Here is a 15,703-nt window from a genome sequence, read left to right as displayed (position 1 = left end):
TTAAGGGGGCAGGTGATCAAACAAACATGAGAAGTATTTTGTCTATTATAGGGTCGAGAATGATTCAATTAATAATCATGATTTTGGTTCTTTCTTTTCTAACCTTTTTGTTAATGAAGGTGACTCCTGGTGACCCAATAAGATCAATTTTAAAAGTAGACGATATTATTTCGACAACTACGGAAGAAGAAAGGTTGCTTGGGGAATATGGCTTTGATCAACCGATCATCTCCCAATATAAAGATTGGTTATTGAGGGCTGTTCAAATGGATCTCGGGGAATCCATCGTTGCGAAAAAACCCGTGTTCGAAATGATTATGAACAGATTGCCAGCAACCATTTCCTTAGCGGTAGGAGGTTTAGTCGTTCTATTAATCATTTCCGTTCCACTTGGAATACTGGGAGCTGTTTTTGAAGGGCGATGGCCAGACTATTTAAGCAGATGGGTGGCGATGTTAGGGGCCTCCATTCCTAGTTTTTGGCTTGGATTGTTGTTGATTTATGTTTTTTCATTAAAATTCAATTGGCTACCGGTTATGGGAAAAGGAACATGGGCCCATTTTGTATTGCCTTCCATTACACTTGGTGTTGCAATGGCTCCTATGTATATTAAGTTACTTCGTGAACGCTTAGTCGCAACATTACAAAGTTCTTACATAGAAGCGGCAAAAGCAAGGGGGTTAAGGCCTGGAAGAATTCTTGTTTTTCATGCCCTAAGAGGAAGTCTTATACCATTCGTAACGATGTTTGGGTTGAGTATTAGTAGTTTGCTAGGTGGGGTTACTGTTATTGAGATTCTGTTTTCATGGCCAGGCATGGGAGAGTTGATTGTAGATGCAGTTATGCAGCGAGATTATCCCGTTATCCAAGGGTACATTATGGTTGTTGGTCTATTAGTAATTACTTGTAATCTTATTGTGGATTTACTATATAGCATTATAAATCCCCAAATTCATCAAGGAAAGGAAGTAAGCTAATGGATACAACGATAATAAAAAGTAGGCGTTTCATTACTAATCCAAACATGAGTATAGGACTCATATTGGCAATCGTACTTGTATGCATAATGTTCTTTGGTGAATCGCTTATACGTCATGATCCCTTCCAAATCGATATGAATAATCGGCTCCAAGGTGCATCATTGATTCATTGGCTCGGTACCGATCAATTAGGACGGGATGTCTTTTCTCGAATCGTTTACGGTGCAAAGCTCACGATAGGACTGGGGATAGTTGCGATAGTAATGGCCGTTATGATAGGTATTCCAATAGGTCTTTTTTCAGGTTATTTAGGCGGTAGAATAGATGCTTTTTTTATGCGGGTGATTGATGGTGTTCTTGCTTTTCCAGATTTTATTTTGGCGATTGCCATAGCTGGCATCTTGGGGCCAAGCTTAACGAATATTGTCATTGCAATTGTTTTGGTAAGGTGGATCGTTTATGCACGTGTTGTCCGCGGGTTAGTTCTTGCTGAAAAAGAAAAAGAGTATGTACAAGTATCAAAGATTTCCTATTCGAGCTCACTTAAAACCATTCGAATGCACATAGTGCCGCAAATAATACCAGATATAATTGTCATGGCTACAATTGATGTTGGTAAAGTTATTCTGCTTATTTCTGCATTATCTTATATTGGTCTAGGTGCGCAGCCACCCCTTCCAGAATGGGGAGCAATGCTAAATGATGGTCGTACCTATTTTCAAGTTGAACCTACTTTAATGATTTACCCAGGGTTGGCAATTATGATTACAGTTCTATGTTGTAACCTGCTTGGCGATGGGTTGAAGAGCTACTTTGACATCCGTAATTAGGAGGAAGGTCTGTGAATGAACTATTACTATCAATTCAAGATTTAAAGATTATAAATCGTTCAGAAGAAAGCCACCTTTTGAAAAAGGTTCATTTAGAAATAAAGAAAGGAGAAATCGTCGGGCTAATTGGAGAAAGTGGCAGTGGCAAAAGTTTGACAGCGAAAGCGATAATGAGGCTTCTCTCACAAGATTTGAAGGCAAAAGGTCAAATCTTATTCAAAAATGAAGATATATCAAAATGGACTTCAAGGACACATCGAAAGAAACTTGGAAATGAAATTGGTTATATCTTTCAAGACTATCGAAGTAGCTTTACTCCTTATATAAAAATCGGGAAGCAAATTGTAGAAACAATATGTGCGCATCAAAAAATCAGAAAAAAAGAGGCACAAGATCTAGCTATACAGTCTCTTCATATAATGGGATTAGATTCAAAACGGGTTTATCAAAGTTATTCATTCCAACTTAGTGGTGGACAGGTTCAACGTGCTGCTATTGCAATGGCGTTAGCATTAAAACCAGCTTTACTCATTTGTGACGAAATAACGACGGCATTGGACGTACTTAATGGTGAAAAAGTGTTACATTATCTTGATCAACTTCGAAATGAAACTGGCTGTTCTGTGCTAATGATTACACATGATTTGACCAAGGCGTATAAATGGACTGATCGTATGTATGTCATGCAGCAGGGTGAGATCGTAGAAGAAGGTTTACCAGAAGAAATTCGTTGTCATCATAAGCATCCTTATACAAAAAAGCTTTGTTCTTGTTTACTTGCTTTGCCTGAAGATCCATCAATTAAAAAGGAGAGGTTGGTTACGATATGACTTTACTCGTACAAAATGTATCTAAACAATTTTTTAAGAACATGAAAGTATTAAAAGACCTCTCTTTTCAATTGGAGAAAGGAGAGTGTGTAGGAATTGTCGGAGAAAGTGGCAGTGGCAAAAGTACATTAGCGAGAGTCTTGCTTGGCTTAGAGCCTTATCAACAAGGTCTGATTACTTTCAATGGTAACGTAATCCCTCCAAAGAAACCGACTCAATTACGTCAATTTAGAAAGAAGGTTCAGATGATTTTCCAAGATTCTTCAAATACTTTAAATCCTAAACTCCCGATTTGGAAAAGCGTAACAGAACCTCTAGATAATTATAAGGAAGTTACACCTTCTTTCATCCAATTAAAAGGACTTTCAAAAAAAAACGTTGCAGAAAAGTTACTACAAAGCGTTGGGTTAGAAAAGCAGCTGGCCTATCGGAATCCAGGAAGCTTAAGTGGTGGACAAAAGCAGAGAGTCAATATTGCTAGAGCTATCAGTATTGAACCAGAACTGTTAATTTGTGATGAGCCTACTGCAAGTTTAGATGTTATGCTTCAAGTTCAGATTTTACATTTGCTGAAAGACCTTCAGAAACGATCGAATATGGCGATATTGTTTATTTCGCATGATTTAAGAGCGGTCACGTTTATATGTCAAAGAGTGATTGTCTTAAAAAAAGGTGTAATGGTTGATCAATTCAACATAAAAGACCTTTACCAAAAGGAGCGCCACCCTTATACAAAGGCATTAATTCAAGCAGCTCAAACTGAATAAGTTGAGAAGGGAAAAGTTATGAAGGCAGAGGCAGCATCGATCAAGATACAAAAGATAGCCATCGAAAATATTTATTACTAGCTATTCCGCTCATATTTCGGGCGTTTCCACCCCCATTTTAGATGCAGTTGATACGGCTGTTGTCGGAAGGATGCCTGATCCTGCAACAATTGGTGGAGTAGCGATAGGTACGGTGATATTTAATACGCTGTACTGGTTGCTAGGCTTCCTACGTGTTAGATATCGTTATTGTTATAGGTTTTGGGTTTGGGTAAGTGGAGTAGCTTATGCCTTTCGGCTGTAATTTTCGGTGGATGGGTTATTTTTCGTACTAAGAGTAATTATTATAAAGATCTTAAGCGTACAGGTGTTGATTGATCCTGTGTCACTAAAAAATGTGGAAAGTTAACCGAGACTTATTCTTGCGGACTATTTGTTTACTTACAATGACTGTTATGTTCACTGCAACGGGTGACAGTATGGGAGAAGTTACGCTTGCAGTAACTACGATATTATTGCAGATTCACTATATCATGGCCTACTTGTTAGGTGGCTTTGCCAATGCACCAAGTATTCTTGTTGGGAGAGCTGTGGGTGGAAACCAATTATCTTTATATAAACGGTCATTTATTTTATCAGCACAATGGGGATTTGTTTCAGCTATAGTATTGTTATTATGCATGGTACTTTTTGGAGAGATAATTGTTTCTTTCTTTACAAACATTTCAGAAGTAAAGGTAACAGCTTTAGCCTTTATTTTCTGGATGATGATATTTCCTTTCTTTGGTTTTTGGGCGCTTCAATTTAGAAGGCATTCTCTCAGGTGCAACAGAGGCTGGTCCGATCAGGGACTCCGTTGTGTTAGCGCTTGTTGTGTCTGTACTAGCACTTTGAATGTTTGTCAAAACCATGGAGTTTGGCTATCTTTTGTATTATTTAGTTTAGCGAGATCGTTTTTTAATTTATGTATGTGCCGAAGTTAACGAAGAGAAAGTTTGGCAATTGACTTAAGAAAACACAGCCTTATTTTTATCTTTTTTTATTTAGCTTTTATTTCAATTTCCTACAACGGAGCAATCGTTACTTAAGACGATTGTTTTTTTGCATTCTAAAAATGTCTAATTTACATGTACAAGTTGATGTGCCCAAGGGTTGTGAATATGGTGGTATATAAAAATGAAAAGGAGTGTTTGTATGTATTCAAATTATGATAATTCTAGTCAATTCGGTAACTTTTACTCTATTCCATTCCAAGAAGAGAACGATAGTTACTTACCTTATTATGAAAGACAGTTTGGTCCGATGTTCCCGCCACCAGGAGCAGGAGCAGGTATTCAGCCACCAGGCCCCCTCAAGGTTCACCGCCAGGTCAAGGTCCAGGAGCAGGTCCGCCAAGTGCACCACCACCAGCTTTTGTTCCGGCGCAGTCACAACAAGCTCAAGCTTTCGCAATTGATCCAGGGAGTATTAGAAGATGTTTGTTCCGATTTACTTATGTTTGGCTACGAAATCGTCAGCAATTTTGGTACTATCCAACATTTGTTGGACGTAGATCTATCTCGGGTTTTAGATGGAATGGTTTTAGATGGGTATATTTCGGTGTGAGCTTACGTCAAATCGAATCGTTTACATGCTCTTAAAAGCGAAGTATAAAGCCTTAATCTCATTGTCAATAGAGATTAAGGTGTTTTTAATATTCTGATGGTCTTTTTAAAAACTGGTAGGTTCAAAAAGTTTTGTAGTAAAGAGAGTTTAATAAGGTTTATTAATAAAATAATCTAATGGTATTTACCATTTTCTACTTATGTATATTACAATGAACATGCTACCATCTTTATAGGATTATTTACTACATAAAAGGAGCTGTATGATGAAAATTACTCAAGAAAAATTTGGTGAACTACATGGAAATACCATCACGTCTTATACAATGAAAGGCGAAAATGGATTGGAAGTCTCTTGTATTAATTATGGATGTATCATCACAAAAATAATAACTCCTGATCAAAACGGAGTGTTAGAAAATATTGTTTTAGGTTTCGATACGATTGAAGATTATGAGAATCATTCTCCTTATTTTGGAACAGTTGTCGGAAGAGTTGCTGGCCGAATTAAAGGTGGTCATTTTGAATTAGAGGGAAGAAGCTTTGATTTAGAAAAAAATGAGGGAGATAACCATCTTCATGGAGGAGGAGATGGGTTTAGCCATCAAATTTGGTCATCCACTCCTTTTGAAACAGAACATGAAGTAGGAGTTGAGTTTTCATATCGAAGTATAGACGGAGAGGGAGGGTATCCAGGAAATTTAGACGTGAAAGTGAAGTACACACTAACTAATACCAATGAATTAACAATTAGTTATTTTGCTGAAAGCGACCAAACAACATTAGTAAATTTAACAAATCATACTTACTTTAATTTAAGTGGAAATTTAAAAAGGAATATTTTAAATCATCATTTAACGTTAAAAAGTGAAGAATTTTTAGAACTTGGAGAAGATTTGTTGCCAACTGGTGAAGTGTTGTCTGTTGAAAACACTCCGTTTGATTTTCGCGATGGACGATTGATAGAAAGTGGAATTGGTTCTTCTCATGAGCAAATTCAATTGGTAGGAAATGGATACGATCATCCCTTCCTTTTAAAAGGAGATAAACAAAAGGAAATTGAATTAAAGGATGAGATTAGTGGTCGTATACTAACAGTGAAGACAGATAATGAGTGTGTTGTATTATATTCGAGTAATCAAATGGCGACTGATTTTGAAATAAGAGGAGTTCCCGCACAAAAGTATTTAGGGCTCTGTTTAGAAACGCAAGAGCCACCTGATTCTATTCATCATCCTCATTTCACATCTTGCATTCTTCCTAAAGGTGAAGGCTATCGTCGAACGACAAGCTATATGTTTCTGTCTTGAGAAATGATGGAAAGTAGTGAGAAGGGACTTTCCTTGCTCGCTAATTCAATTTCTTTAGGTTGAAGAAAATATTTTATTTATTTGTAACGATCAAAACCAATCTCTCGTTTTATTATCGAATTATAAAAACTAGGGAGATGGATAAAATGAATAAATGGAAAATGTTAACGGCAACAGTTCTTACGGCGTCAGTTTTATTAGTCGGTATACCTGCAGGAGTAGGAGCGCAAGAAAGTATAAATTATTCAATTTTTGACCTTTCGACCTCAGTCGTTCTTAAAGAAGGGGCAAAGGGAGAAAATGTAAAAATTATGCAACGTGCTTTAAATAAAGCAATGGGGGCGGAGCTAACAGAGGATGGAATCTTTGGACCTAATACAAAAACAGCCGTTCTCGCCTTTCAGAAATCAAAAAGTGAGCTAGCAAATGACGGAGTATATGGTTCTAAAACTCATGCCGCACTTTCGAAAGAGGTTAATTCATTTGGATTTGCAGAAGGTACTTTAAAAATGGGGAGTCGCGGGGAGGCGGTTAAAGCACTACAAAAAGGCTTAAGCGATATGAGCTATAATCTTTCTGTTGATGGTGTTTATGGACCGCAAACGAGAGCGGCAGTAATTAAGTTTCAACAACGCTTTCCTGATTTAGCGAATGATGGAATTTTCGGACCAAAAACGAAATCGGTGATGGATAAAGTATTGAATGATTAAGTATTTGTGATCATTATTGAATGATTTATCTCATTTTCTAGTTTGAAATACTTTGAATGATAAAACCCAACAGAGCATATCAAATGACAGCTTTGTTGGGTTTTTACATTTTTTTCCTAGAGAGAAGTTGTCTTCGTATCGACATCTACCTTACCTTTTTTACTGTCAATCCAGCCCCAAAGGGTTACAAGAAGCGGTCCAGAAATGTTGTGCCATACAGAGAATAATGCACTTGGCAAAGCAGCTAACGGTGAAAAATGAACGGTAGCAAGTGATGCACCTAATCCAGAGTTTTGCATACCAACTTCAATAGAGATTGCTCTTCGTTTCGCTTCATCTAGACCAACAAGTTTTGCTGTAACATAACCTAATAACAATCCAATTGAGTTATGAAGCATTACAGCAATGAAAAGTAACAAACCAGTTGTAGCAATGTTTTCTTTGTTTGCACCTACAACAGCTGATACGATCGCAAGAATTGCAGCAATTGAAACTAGTGGCAGAGCGGCAGTGCTTTTATCAACAAAATTGGGCATTAGTCTTCTTAAAAGAATTCCTAAGGCAATTGGAATAATAATGACTTTAATAATAGAAGTAAACATCGCCCCTGCATCAACAGGTAACCATTGATCTGCCAAAATAAATAAAATAAAAGGAGTAAGGATCGGTGCAAGTAATGTTGAAATGGAAGTCATTGCAACGGAAACTGGGACATCTCCTTTTGCTAAGTACACCATGACATTTGATGCTGTTCCTCCAGGGCATGCCCCGACTAATACAAGTCCAGCTGCTAACTCAGGTGGTAAATTTAAGGCGATCGCTAATCCAAAAGCTACAAGCGGCATAATCACAAATTGTGCAATAACCCCGATAATAACTGGAATGGGCTTCTTAAAGGCGACGCTAAAATCAGTTACTTTTAACGTCAAACCCATTCCAAACATAATAATCCCAAGTAACAATGTAATATGCGGTGCAATCCAGGTGAATGTATTAGGTGACAAATAAGCAATCACACTAATAGCGATAACAATGACCGCAAAATATTTACTTACAAATTGACTAAAAGAACGTATTCCACTCATAATGTAATCCCCCATACTATCTCTTTATCTTTTTTATAGATTGTAACACTTTAGAGAAACGAAATATAGGAGTAGATCATAAATAAATTTATATTTACAAAAATTCAGACAAGGTAAAAATTCCAGTTTACTTTATTTTTATTATGTAAACTAGAAAGGAGTGGTGGTTATCGTGAATGGTGAATGGCTACTTCTATAGAGAATTAAGCTTAAAAGAGGATTTGTAGATGACCCCAATTGAGGTCATCTACTTAATTAAGTGAAAGAGAGCGAGAACCGAGATATAAATTAGCAAGTTTACTATGGGTTAGACAAACACATGACAATAATGGTTGATGGTGTTGTTTGTGCAGGGATGCTTTTTGTAGATGGCCCATATAAAACAATTAAGTTTCTGTTTGCTGGGGAACGGGAAAAAGATTGTGAATTGGTCAGGACTATTTGGGTGTATGGCGACAAATTAACTTGTAAAAGCCCGTCACTGCTTATTAACTGATTATTAAAATAGTCTACTTTGACATTTTGGTAAGGGTTATCTTGAACGATCACAAGTGCTTGATATTGTGGAGGATATATAAGAGGTACAGGTGCATCTGCATCATAATAGCCAGTTATCAAATCGCCTACTTGCACCGTAATATGATCAACAAAGTAAGTAGAAGGAGAAACGACAAAGTGAACCGTGGCTCCGTTGCCGTTATTAACTGAGATAATTTTGAAGCAACCTTCGTTTGGTCCGTTTTGTCCTGTAACAAAATCACTGATCATCGTAATTATTCCGCGAAAGGAAGCAAAATTGATCATACTTCAACCCTCATTTCGTCATCGTAAGGTGTATTATTACAATTGACTATATGAGTTTAACCATTTTATTATTCTTTCTTCCTCTAGCAAGAGCTGAACCTGAGAAAATGAGAATTAGTTTTCTCAGGTAGAAGGTGTATTTGCTGGAAATGCAAAAGTTGTTTATTCTTTAAGGTTTGCATGCGAAGCCCCTATCATATTCGACAAGCAACCTATAAATTACTCAAAATCAACATTGTAAGAACCTCATTCTGCGGGATAAAGCAACATATATTCTTCAATTGCTCGAACGATCGACATTGCGAGCTCATCTTGAGTAGATTCCTCAGTTAAGATTTGAAAATCCTTATAATTACTAATGTACCCTAACTCCACTATAATTGAAGGCATTTCTAAGTGCTTCATGAGAAAGTAAGGATTCCCTTTTTGAGGATACTTTTTCACGCCATAATAATCATTTAATTGATCTTGAATAAGATTAGCTAGTTGGTAACTCTTTTCGGTCACTTGGTAAATAATCAAAGGCCCGCGTAGTGTTTTATTTTTGGACCAATTTACATGGAGGCTGAGAAACATTTGTGGGTTGAGTTCGTCAGCAATTAACTTCCGCTGTTTTAAATCTCGCAAATGTCTGCTAAGTGTTGGAAAAGGACTATCATCACTTAAAGTAAAATCATCGATTCTTGTAATCCCAACATTAAAGGACTTTTTGTTTAATTCATTAAACAATTTGATTCCTACAGCTAAGTTAAGGTCCTTCTCTAAAATGCCATTTGCGCTCGTGCCTCCGTCAATCCCACCATGGCCAACGTCAATGACAATATCACAGAAAGGTGTGACGTCAGCTTGTGCTGTTAAGGGATAGTACAAGGAAAGAAGGGGGATAAGGGAAATCATGTATAATATGTTCTTTAACTTAATCAAGGTCTCACCTCTTCAATAAATAGGAACGATCTCATTATTTGCAATTTATCATGGTATCATTCTACAAAAAAGAAAACACCCTCCAATTTTCAATAATGGAGAGGTGTTCGGTTTAGTAGAGAGAAGGGAGCCCTTTATTTGTAAAGTTTATGATCATTTCGGCCATTTCGGTTGGAGATTGATCCATACCATTGTCTAACCAACTTTTAATAGCATGAATGCTTCCACTTACAATAAATAAACTAATGTATTCTGATGCTTTTGGATCAATATCGTTAAAGGTTGTCCAGTTTTTCATTGTAAATTGTTGAGTAATTCCCATGATTCGCTTCTCGAAACTTCTGTCACCATGTTCACCTAAGAGCGTTTGACAAATCTCATAATTAGAAGCAATATACTCTAGTATTTTTTTGGTCATTTGTAATGTTTCTTCTTCTTTCGTAAAGTTATATGAACTTAGTGTCTTATACATATCTTCAATAATTTCTTCTTCAATTTTATAGAGTAGGTCATAGTGGTCTAAGTAATGAGAATAGAAAGTGGATCGGTTAATGTCGGCGATTTCACAGATTTCTTTTACCGTTATCGCAGATATTTGTTTTTTCTTTAATAATGTCATTAGGCTGTTTTTTAACACCATACGGGTATATTTTTTACGTCTGTCCATTTTTGTAACCAATATAAAACATCCTTTTTGAGAATTTTAAAAAGATATCCAACATAACTTGCTAATCTGTTGTCAATTAGACGAATGATAAGAAACTGTTCGTTGAATAAACAACACTGTGTTTATATAATAGTAAGGTGAAAATGCGTGTAACGCAAGAGAGGGTGAATGGATATTGGCATCGCAGCTAGAATTCTAAAACATAAAAAGCTAATTGTATTTACTTTTGTGCTAATTGCAATCATTTCAGCAGTAGCGCAATTTTTTGTTTCTGTTAATTACAATATGGTAGATTATCTACCAGATGAGGCTCAATCTACACAAGCTCTAGAAGTTATGGAAACGGAATTTACCGCTTCTATTCCTAATACAAGGGTTATGATTCATGATATATCGGTACAGGAAGCACTTATGTATAAAGAAGAGTTGGCTTCTATTAAAGGAGTATCGGATATCACTTGGCTTGATAATGTGATGGATTTAACAATTCCATTAGAAATGGTCGATCAAGAAATGATTGAATCCTATTATAAAGATGGTAATGCCTTGTTTTCTTTAAGTATTGACCAAGGAAGCGAAGTTACAGCAACTGATGCCATCTATGAATTAATTGGTGAGGATGATGCAGTTGCTGGTGAAGCACTAGATACAGCTACCTCACAGAAAATGGCTGGAACAGAGTCTTTTTATGCAGCAGCACTACTCGTTCCTATTATCATTTTTATTTTAGTTATATCAACTACTTCGTGGGTAGAACCTTTGTTTTTCCTGACAGCTATAGGTGTTTCCGTGTTGATCAATATGGGGACGAACATATTGATTGGAGAAGTTTCCTTTGTTACTCAATCAGTTGCTCCGATTTTGCAACTCGCGGTATCGTTAGATTATGCTATTTTTCTTCTGCATAGTTTCCATGAGTATCGGAAGAAAACAAATAGTCCCAACGAGGCAATGCAGCTGGCGATGAAGAAGTCTTTTCCTGCTATAACGGCTAGTGCAGCAACTACCTTTTTTGGTTTTACAGCTTTAATGTTAATGAACTTTGAAATTGGATCTGACCTTGGATTGAATTTAGTGAAAGGGATCTTATTAAGTTTTGTTAGTGTGATGGTGTTTTTACCAGCTTTAACGTTGGTTTTTTATAAATGGATGGATAAAACTACTCACAAAAATTTTGTTCCAAGTTTTAAAGGGTTTGGAAACCATGTCATTAAGCTTAGAATTCCAAGTTTAATCATCGTTTTTGCTATCCTTATTCCTACCTTTTTAGCACAAAGCAACACGACTTTTACGTATGGTCTTGGAGACCAACCAGAAACAACTAGAGCAGGTAGTGATTTCCTCATAATCGAGGAAGCTTTTGGAGAATTAACACCAATCGTAATACTAGTTCCTAAAGGTGATCTGGCTAAAGAAACTGAACTGGTTCGGGATATACAGGAGCTTGATCATGTTACAAGTGTTATTTCTTACGTTAGTGCAGTTGGTCATGTCATCCCGCCAGAGTATCTGGATAAATCCATAACAAATGAATTTTTCTCGGAAAACTATAGTCGGATTATTATAAACACTAATGCTGCGAAAGAAGGAGATCTTCCATTTTCAATAGTTGAAAAGGTTCAGAATATAGCTTCGGATTATTATGGGGATGAGACGCTTAGCCTAGGAGAAAGTGTTACATTATATGATATTAAAAATACAGTGCAACGTGATAACACGGTTGTGAATGTGTTGACTGTTGTGACGATAGCAATCGTATTATTTATTACGTTTAAATCAATTTCCATCCCTGTTGTGTTACTTTTAACGATACAGTCTGCTGTTTGGATTAATTTATCGGTTCCTTATTTTACGGATACTTCATTAGTATTCGTTGGGTATTTGATCATTAGTACAGTACAGCTTGCTGCAACAGTAGATTATGCCATTTTATTTACAGAGGCATACAAGGAGTATCGTAAAGAAATGACTGCGATGCAAGCAGTCAAAAAAACTTTGGATGAAAAAACGTTTTCTATATCAATTTCAGCTGCCATTCTTTCGAGCATAGGCTTTATTTTATGGATTACGTCATCTAATCCAATTGTTTCCTCTATCGGATTGTTGCTTGGAAGAGGAGCTTTATTAGCTTTTGTCATGGTCGTCTGTTTCTTACCAGCCTTGTTATTAATAATGGATAAGATTATTGGAAAATCAACATATAAAGCAAACTTTTATAAGGAGAAATGATGATGAGAAAAAAACGAATATTGATCGTTCCGCTAGCAATGATGCTAATCTTACCTTCATTTCTTGCTGATGCTTCACAAAAGTCAGTTTCAACAGAAGAGAAAGTAAATGAACAAACGGATGGGAAGATCTCATCAAAAGATGAAGTTGTCTATGCAACTTTGCAGGCTAATGGTCAATTAAATGAAATTTACGTAGTGAATACTTTAGATGTGACACAAGCTGGGACTATAATCGATTATGGTTCGTACAATAGTTTGAAAAACTTAACCGATTTGTCTGATCTAACTCAGACTGACGATAAAGTCTATATCGAGGCGTCAAAAGGTAAGTTTTACTATCAAGGAAACACGAATGAATTAGAACTCCCATGGGACCTTGAAATTGTTTACTTCTTAGATGGGAAGGAAATGAATCCAGCTGAAAATGTAGGTGAAAATGGTCATTTAGAGATTACTATAAATACGTCCCGAAATGAGCAAGGGGAGACTATATTTTTCGATAACTATTTATTGCAAATCTCTTTAACTCTCGATTCGGAATTCTACCAAAATATTGAGGCTTCTGATGGAGTAATTGCTAACGCTGGGACGGATAAGCAAATTACGTTCACTGTGCTGCCTGAACAAGAAGGAAACTTTGCTGTTACAGCGGATGTGAGGGACTTTGAATTTGAAGGTATTGAGATAGCGGCTCTACCATCATCTATGTCAATTGATGCACCTGATGCTGAAAAAATGACAGAGGATATGAAGTCGTTAACCGACGCGATAAAAGAGATTAATGATGGAGTGGCTGACCTAAAGAGTGGTGTCTCTGAATTAAATGATGGCGTTATTAGCTTGCGAAATGGTTCTGAGCAGTATAAAAATGGAATGTCAGAAATGACTGGAGCTTCTAGTGAGCTTATTAAGGCATCTAGTTCAATTAATGATGCACTTTCCACAATCACGAAAAATATATCGAAAAACGACAACGAACTTGACTTGAGCGAATTAAGTGAGCTCCCAAAAGGGTTGTCGCAAATTGCAGATGGTCTTACCGAAACAGCAAATGGATTATCTCTCCTTCAAGAGAATTATTCAATCGTGCTCACCACATTGGATGAGGCAATGAGAAATATTCCTGAATATAACGTTTCAGAAAATGAAATAAACGATTTATACAGCAGTGGTGCGGATCCTGCCGTACTCGATCAGTTAGTTGAAACGTATTCCGCTGCACGTGTTGCTAAAGGCACATACTCGGCTGTAAAAGAAGGCTTGCAAGTAGTTGATACGACATTAGGTGAAGTAAGTGGAGCGAGTATGGAGATGGCAACGACCCTTACTTCAATTGCCCAAGGGCTTTCATCTTCATTAGAAGGCATGGATGGATTAGATGGTTTGACTCAACTACAAGAAGGACTTGCAGCGCTTGCTGCCAATTACGAACAGTTTCATGGTGGCTTAATTAAATATACGAATGGTGTTGATACATTATCAAGTTCATATCATGAGCTACATTCAGGCATCGTCCAATTAAATGGAGGTACGACAGAGTTAGAAGATGGAGTAGGGCAACTCCTCGATGGTACAGGCGAACTTTATAAATCAACAAATGATTTACCGGAACAGATCCAAGAAGAAATCGATAAGATGATTTCTGAATATGATAAATCTGATTTTGAGGCTATTTCTTTTGTTTCTGGCGAAAATGAAAAAGTGAATTCTGTTCAATTTGTCATTAAAACGGAGAGTGTTAAAAAAGAAGAGCAAGAAACGATGGAAGAAGTCATTGAAGAAGAAAAGGGATTTTGGGGTCGGTTAAAGGATTTGTTTTCGTGAAAATAAAGTTTTAACAAAAGACATATAATTGATACTAAAGGGAACTTCTGTTATTCGAAGTTCCCTTTAATTATGGCTTTCTCTAGTAAATTAGATTTTCAACACTAGTTATGAAGCTTGGCTTGCGATTTTGTTTAAGTCATCTATATTAGTGAAGAAGGAGAAAGGAAAGGAATTGTTGAAGTTATCAAAGCTAATTAAGAATTTGGCCAGTTGCATTGTCTTATTGGCTAATGTATTGATGGTTAGTAATCAAAGAGTTGAAAAATTTGAACAGGAGAAAAAAGTCTATGAATGAGAGGATGTTCATAATTGAAAGTGAAGATATTATTTATTGGAGATAGCATCACAGATTGTGGCAGATTAGAAGATCAGGAAGGACTAGGGACTGGTTATGTACGTCTTGTGCGTGATTATTTACTAGCATCTTATCCTGCTATACCTTTTCAGTTTGTAAATGTTGGAATAAGTGGGAATCGCATTACCGACCTTGTAGCAAGATGGCAAGAAGATGTACTCAACCATAAGCCTGATTTTGTATCTATTTCAATAGGAATTAATGATGTTTGGAGACAACTTGACCGTCCCGACCTAGAACAAGTAACACCAGAATTATTTAAAAGTCATTACATAGATTTAGTAACAAAAGTACAAGAACAAACGAATGCAAAGATCATACTCATGGAACCAACAATCATTGGTGAGCAAATTGATTCAACAGGGAATAAATTGTTAATAGATTATGTGAAAATTGTAAATGAGCTGGCTGATCATTTTAAAGCAACTGTTATCCCGACTCATCAAGCGTTTATTATTTTTTTACAATCTGGTTCAACACATCAGTTGACAACTGATAGTGTTCATATGAGTTCAATCGGAAATATGTTAATGGCTAAAACGTGGCTTAAAGCGGTTGAAGGATTATTAAAGTAGAATATACCCTTATCTATTTTGCATTATAAAAGTGTAAAATCGATAACCCCACAGGAACACATAAATAAAATGTGTTTCTTTTTTAGGTTGGGAATTAATTGAGGAGAAAGGATAAATGAATAACAAAGTGACGTTATACATAAATTTTAAGTTTCTCCACTGTATTGAAATGGTTTGTGTCAAATGCACAGCTCTTTAATATCA

15 protein-coding genes are annotated in these 15,703 nt (G+C 36.4%); 11 read left to right on the top strand and 4 right to left on the bottom strand.

From position 1 onward, the window contains the following. Positions 1-26 precede the first annotated feature (26 nt). The 8 genes from nikB to BkAM31D_RS12815 all read left to right on the top strand — a co-directional run bounded on the left by nikB (position 27) and on the right by BkAM31D_RS12815 (position 7,031). Positions 27-977, top strand: a complete 951-nt coding sequence (gene nikB, locus BkAM31D_RS12850; RefSeq protein ID WP_066149880.1) for a nickel ABC transporter permease — start codon at positions 27-29, stop codon at positions 975-977. Then, complete coding sequence (gene nikC, locus BkAM31D_RS12845; protein ID WP_066149877.1) at positions 977-1,810, top strand: nickel transporter permease; 834 nt, start codon at positions 977-979, stop codon at positions 1,808-1,810. Before nikB ends, nikC begins: the two co-directional genes overlap by 1 nt. 11 nt (positions 1,811-1,821) lie before the next feature. Continuing rightward, positions 1,822-2,640, top strand: coding sequence for an ABC transporter ATP-binding protein (locus BkAM31D_RS12840; RefSeq protein WP_066149874.1), 819 nt, complete (start codon positions 1,822-1,824; stop codon positions 2,638-2,640). Then, positions 2,637-3,407 (top strand): ABC transporter ATP-binding protein, encoded by a 771-nt coding sequence (locus tag BkAM31D_RS12835; protein ID WP_066149871.1) that lies wholly within the window; start codon positions 2,637-2,639, stop codon positions 3,405-3,407. The genes BkAM31D_RS12840 and BkAM31D_RS12835 overlap by 4 nt, the downstream gene beginning before the upstream one ends. Before the next feature lie 479 nt (positions 3,408-3,886). Further along, the gene (locus BkAM31D_RS12830; protein WP_257391568.1) at positions 3,887-4,390 is read left to right on the top strand and encodes an MATE family efflux transporter; all 504 of its coding nucleotides are present in this window, start codon (positions 3,887-3,889) and stop codon (positions 4,388-4,390) included. 211 nt (positions 4,391-4,601) lie between these two features. After that, a complete protein-coding gene (locus tag BkAM31D_RS24720; RefSeq protein WP_306807392.1) occupies positions 4,602-5,012 on the top strand; it encodes a hypothetical protein in 411 nt (136 codons plus the stop codon). Positions 5,013-5,277: 265 nt separating this feature from the next. Beyond that, entirely contained in the window at positions 5,278-6,321 is a 1,044-nt protein-coding gene (locus BkAM31D_RS12820; protein WP_066149868.1) for an aldose epimerase family protein, read from the top strand. A gap of 146 nt (positions 6,322-6,467) precedes the next feature. After that, positions 6,468-7,031, top strand: a complete 564-nt coding sequence (locus BkAM31D_RS12815) for a peptidoglycan-binding domain-containing protein (RefSeq protein ID WP_066149865.1) — start codon at positions 6,468-6,470, stop codon at positions 7,029-7,031. A gap of 116 nt (positions 7,032-7,147) precedes the next feature. On the opposite strand, the gene BkAM31D_RS12810 is transcribed toward BkAM31D_RS12815, so the two are convergent. The 4 genes from BkAM31D_RS12810 to BkAM31D_RS12795 all read right to left on the bottom strand — a co-directional run bounded on the left by BkAM31D_RS12810 (position 7,148) and on the right by BkAM31D_RS12795 (position 10,523). Beyond that, on the bottom strand, positions 7,148-8,116 hold the full coding sequence (locus BkAM31D_RS12810; RefSeq protein ID WP_066149862.1) for a bile acid:sodium symporter family protein: 969 nt from the start codon (positions 8,114-8,116) through the stop codon (positions 7,148-7,150). Positions 8,117-8,416: 300 nt separating this feature from the next. Continuing rightward, positions 8,417-8,920, bottom strand: a complete 504-nt coding sequence (locus BkAM31D_RS12805) for a hypothetical protein (RefSeq protein ID WP_066149859.1) — start codon at positions 8,918-8,920, stop codon at positions 8,417-8,419. A 246-nt stretch (positions 8,921-9,166) separates the two neighbouring features. After that, on the bottom strand, positions 9,167-9,844 hold the full coding sequence (locus tag BkAM31D_RS12800; protein ID WP_066149854.1) for an N-acetylmuramoyl-L-alanine amidase family protein: 678 nt from the start codon (positions 9,842-9,844) through the stop codon (positions 9,167-9,169). 112 nt (positions 9,845-9,956) lie between these two features. Beyond that, on the bottom strand, positions 9,957-10,523 hold the full coding sequence (locus tag BkAM31D_RS12795; RefSeq protein ID WP_157076745.1) for a TetR/AcrR family transcriptional regulator: 567 nt from the start codon (positions 10,521-10,523) through the stop codon (positions 9,957-9,959). A gap of 156 nt (positions 10,524-10,679) precedes the next feature. Here BkAM31D_RS12795 and BkAM31D_RS12790 point away from each other — a divergent pair, with 156 nt between their 5' ends. The 3 genes from BkAM31D_RS12790 to BkAM31D_RS12780 all read left to right on the top strand — a co-directional run bounded on the left by BkAM31D_RS12790 (position 10,680) and on the right by BkAM31D_RS12780 (position 15,499). Further along, positions 10,680-12,740: an efflux RND transporter permease subunit gene (locus BkAM31D_RS12790; protein WP_066149851.1), complete on the top strand. Its 2,061-nt coding sequence runs from the start codon at positions 10,680-10,682 to the stop codon at positions 12,738-12,740. Then, the gene (locus BkAM31D_RS12785; RefSeq protein WP_306807391.1) at positions 12,737-14,566 is read left to right on the top strand and encodes a YhgE/Pip domain-containing protein; all 1,830 of its coding nucleotides are present in this window, start codon (positions 12,737-12,739) and stop codon (positions 14,564-14,566) included. The genes BkAM31D_RS12790 and BkAM31D_RS12785 overlap by 4 nt, the downstream gene beginning before the upstream one ends. 312 nt (positions 14,567-14,878) lie before the next feature. Further along, positions 14,879-15,499 carry an SGNH/GDSL hydrolase family protein gene (locus tag BkAM31D_RS12780; RefSeq protein WP_066149846.1) on the top strand — a complete coding sequence of 207 codons (621 nt, stop codon included), beginning with the start codon at positions 14,879-14,881 and terminating at the stop codon, positions 15,497-15,499. The last annotated feature ends 204 nt before the right edge of the window (positions 15,500-15,703 follow it).

This window comes from Halalkalibacter krulwichiae, assembly GCF_002109385.1.
Taxonomy (GTDB): domain Bacteria; phylum Bacillota; class Bacilli; order Bacillales; family Bacillaceae_D; genus Halalkalibacter; species Halalkalibacter krulwichiae.
The sequence above is the reverse complement of the archived record's forward strand: the minus strand, read 5'-3'. Positions and strand labels throughout refer to the sequence as shown.

Excerpts from the sequence above, each read along its gene's own strand:
- BkAM31D_RS12805 (WP_066149859.1), bottom strand. The coding sequence starts at position 8,920 with ATGATCAATTTTGCTTCCTTTCGCGGAATAATTACGATGATCAGTGAT.
- BkAM31D_RS12790 (WP_066149851.1), top strand. The coding sequence starts at position 10,680 with ATGGATATTGGCATCGCAGCTAGAATTCTAAAACATAAAAAGCTAATT.
- nikC (WP_066149877.1), top strand. The coding sequence starts at position 977 with ATGGATACAACGATAATAAAAAGTAGGCGTTTCATTACTAATCCAAAC.
- BkAM31D_RS12810 (WP_066149862.1), bottom strand. The coding sequence starts at position 8,116 with ATGAGTGGAATACGTTCTTTTAGTCAATTTGTAAGTAAATATTTTGCG.
- BkAM31D_RS12815 (WP_066149865.1), top strand. The coding sequence starts at position 6,468 with ATGAATAAATGGAAAATGTTAACGGCAACAGTTCTTACGGCGTCAGTT.
- BkAM31D_RS12835 (WP_066149871.1), top strand. The coding sequence starts at position 2,637 with ATGACTTTACTCGTACAAAATGTATCTAAACAATTTTTTAAGAACATG.
- BkAM31D_RS24720 (WP_306807392.1), top strand. The coding sequence starts at position 4,602 with ATGTATTCAAATTATGATAATTCTAGTCAATTCGGTAACTTTTACTCT.
- BkAM31D_RS12820 (WP_066149868.1), top strand. The coding sequence starts at position 5,278 with ATGAAAATTACTCAAGAAAAATTTGGTGAACTACATGGAAATACCATC.
- BkAM31D_RS12785 (WP_306807391.1), top strand. The coding sequence starts at position 12,737 with ATGATGATGAGAAAAAAACGAATATTGATCGTTCCGCTAGCAATGATG.
- BkAM31D_RS12830 (WP_257391568.1), top strand. The coding sequence starts at position 3,887 with ATGGGAGAAGTTACGCTTGCAGTAACTACGATATTATTGCAGATTCAC.
- nikB (WP_066149880.1), top strand. The coding sequence starts at position 27 with ATGAGAAGTATTTTGTCTATTATAGGGTCGAGAATGATTCAATTAATA.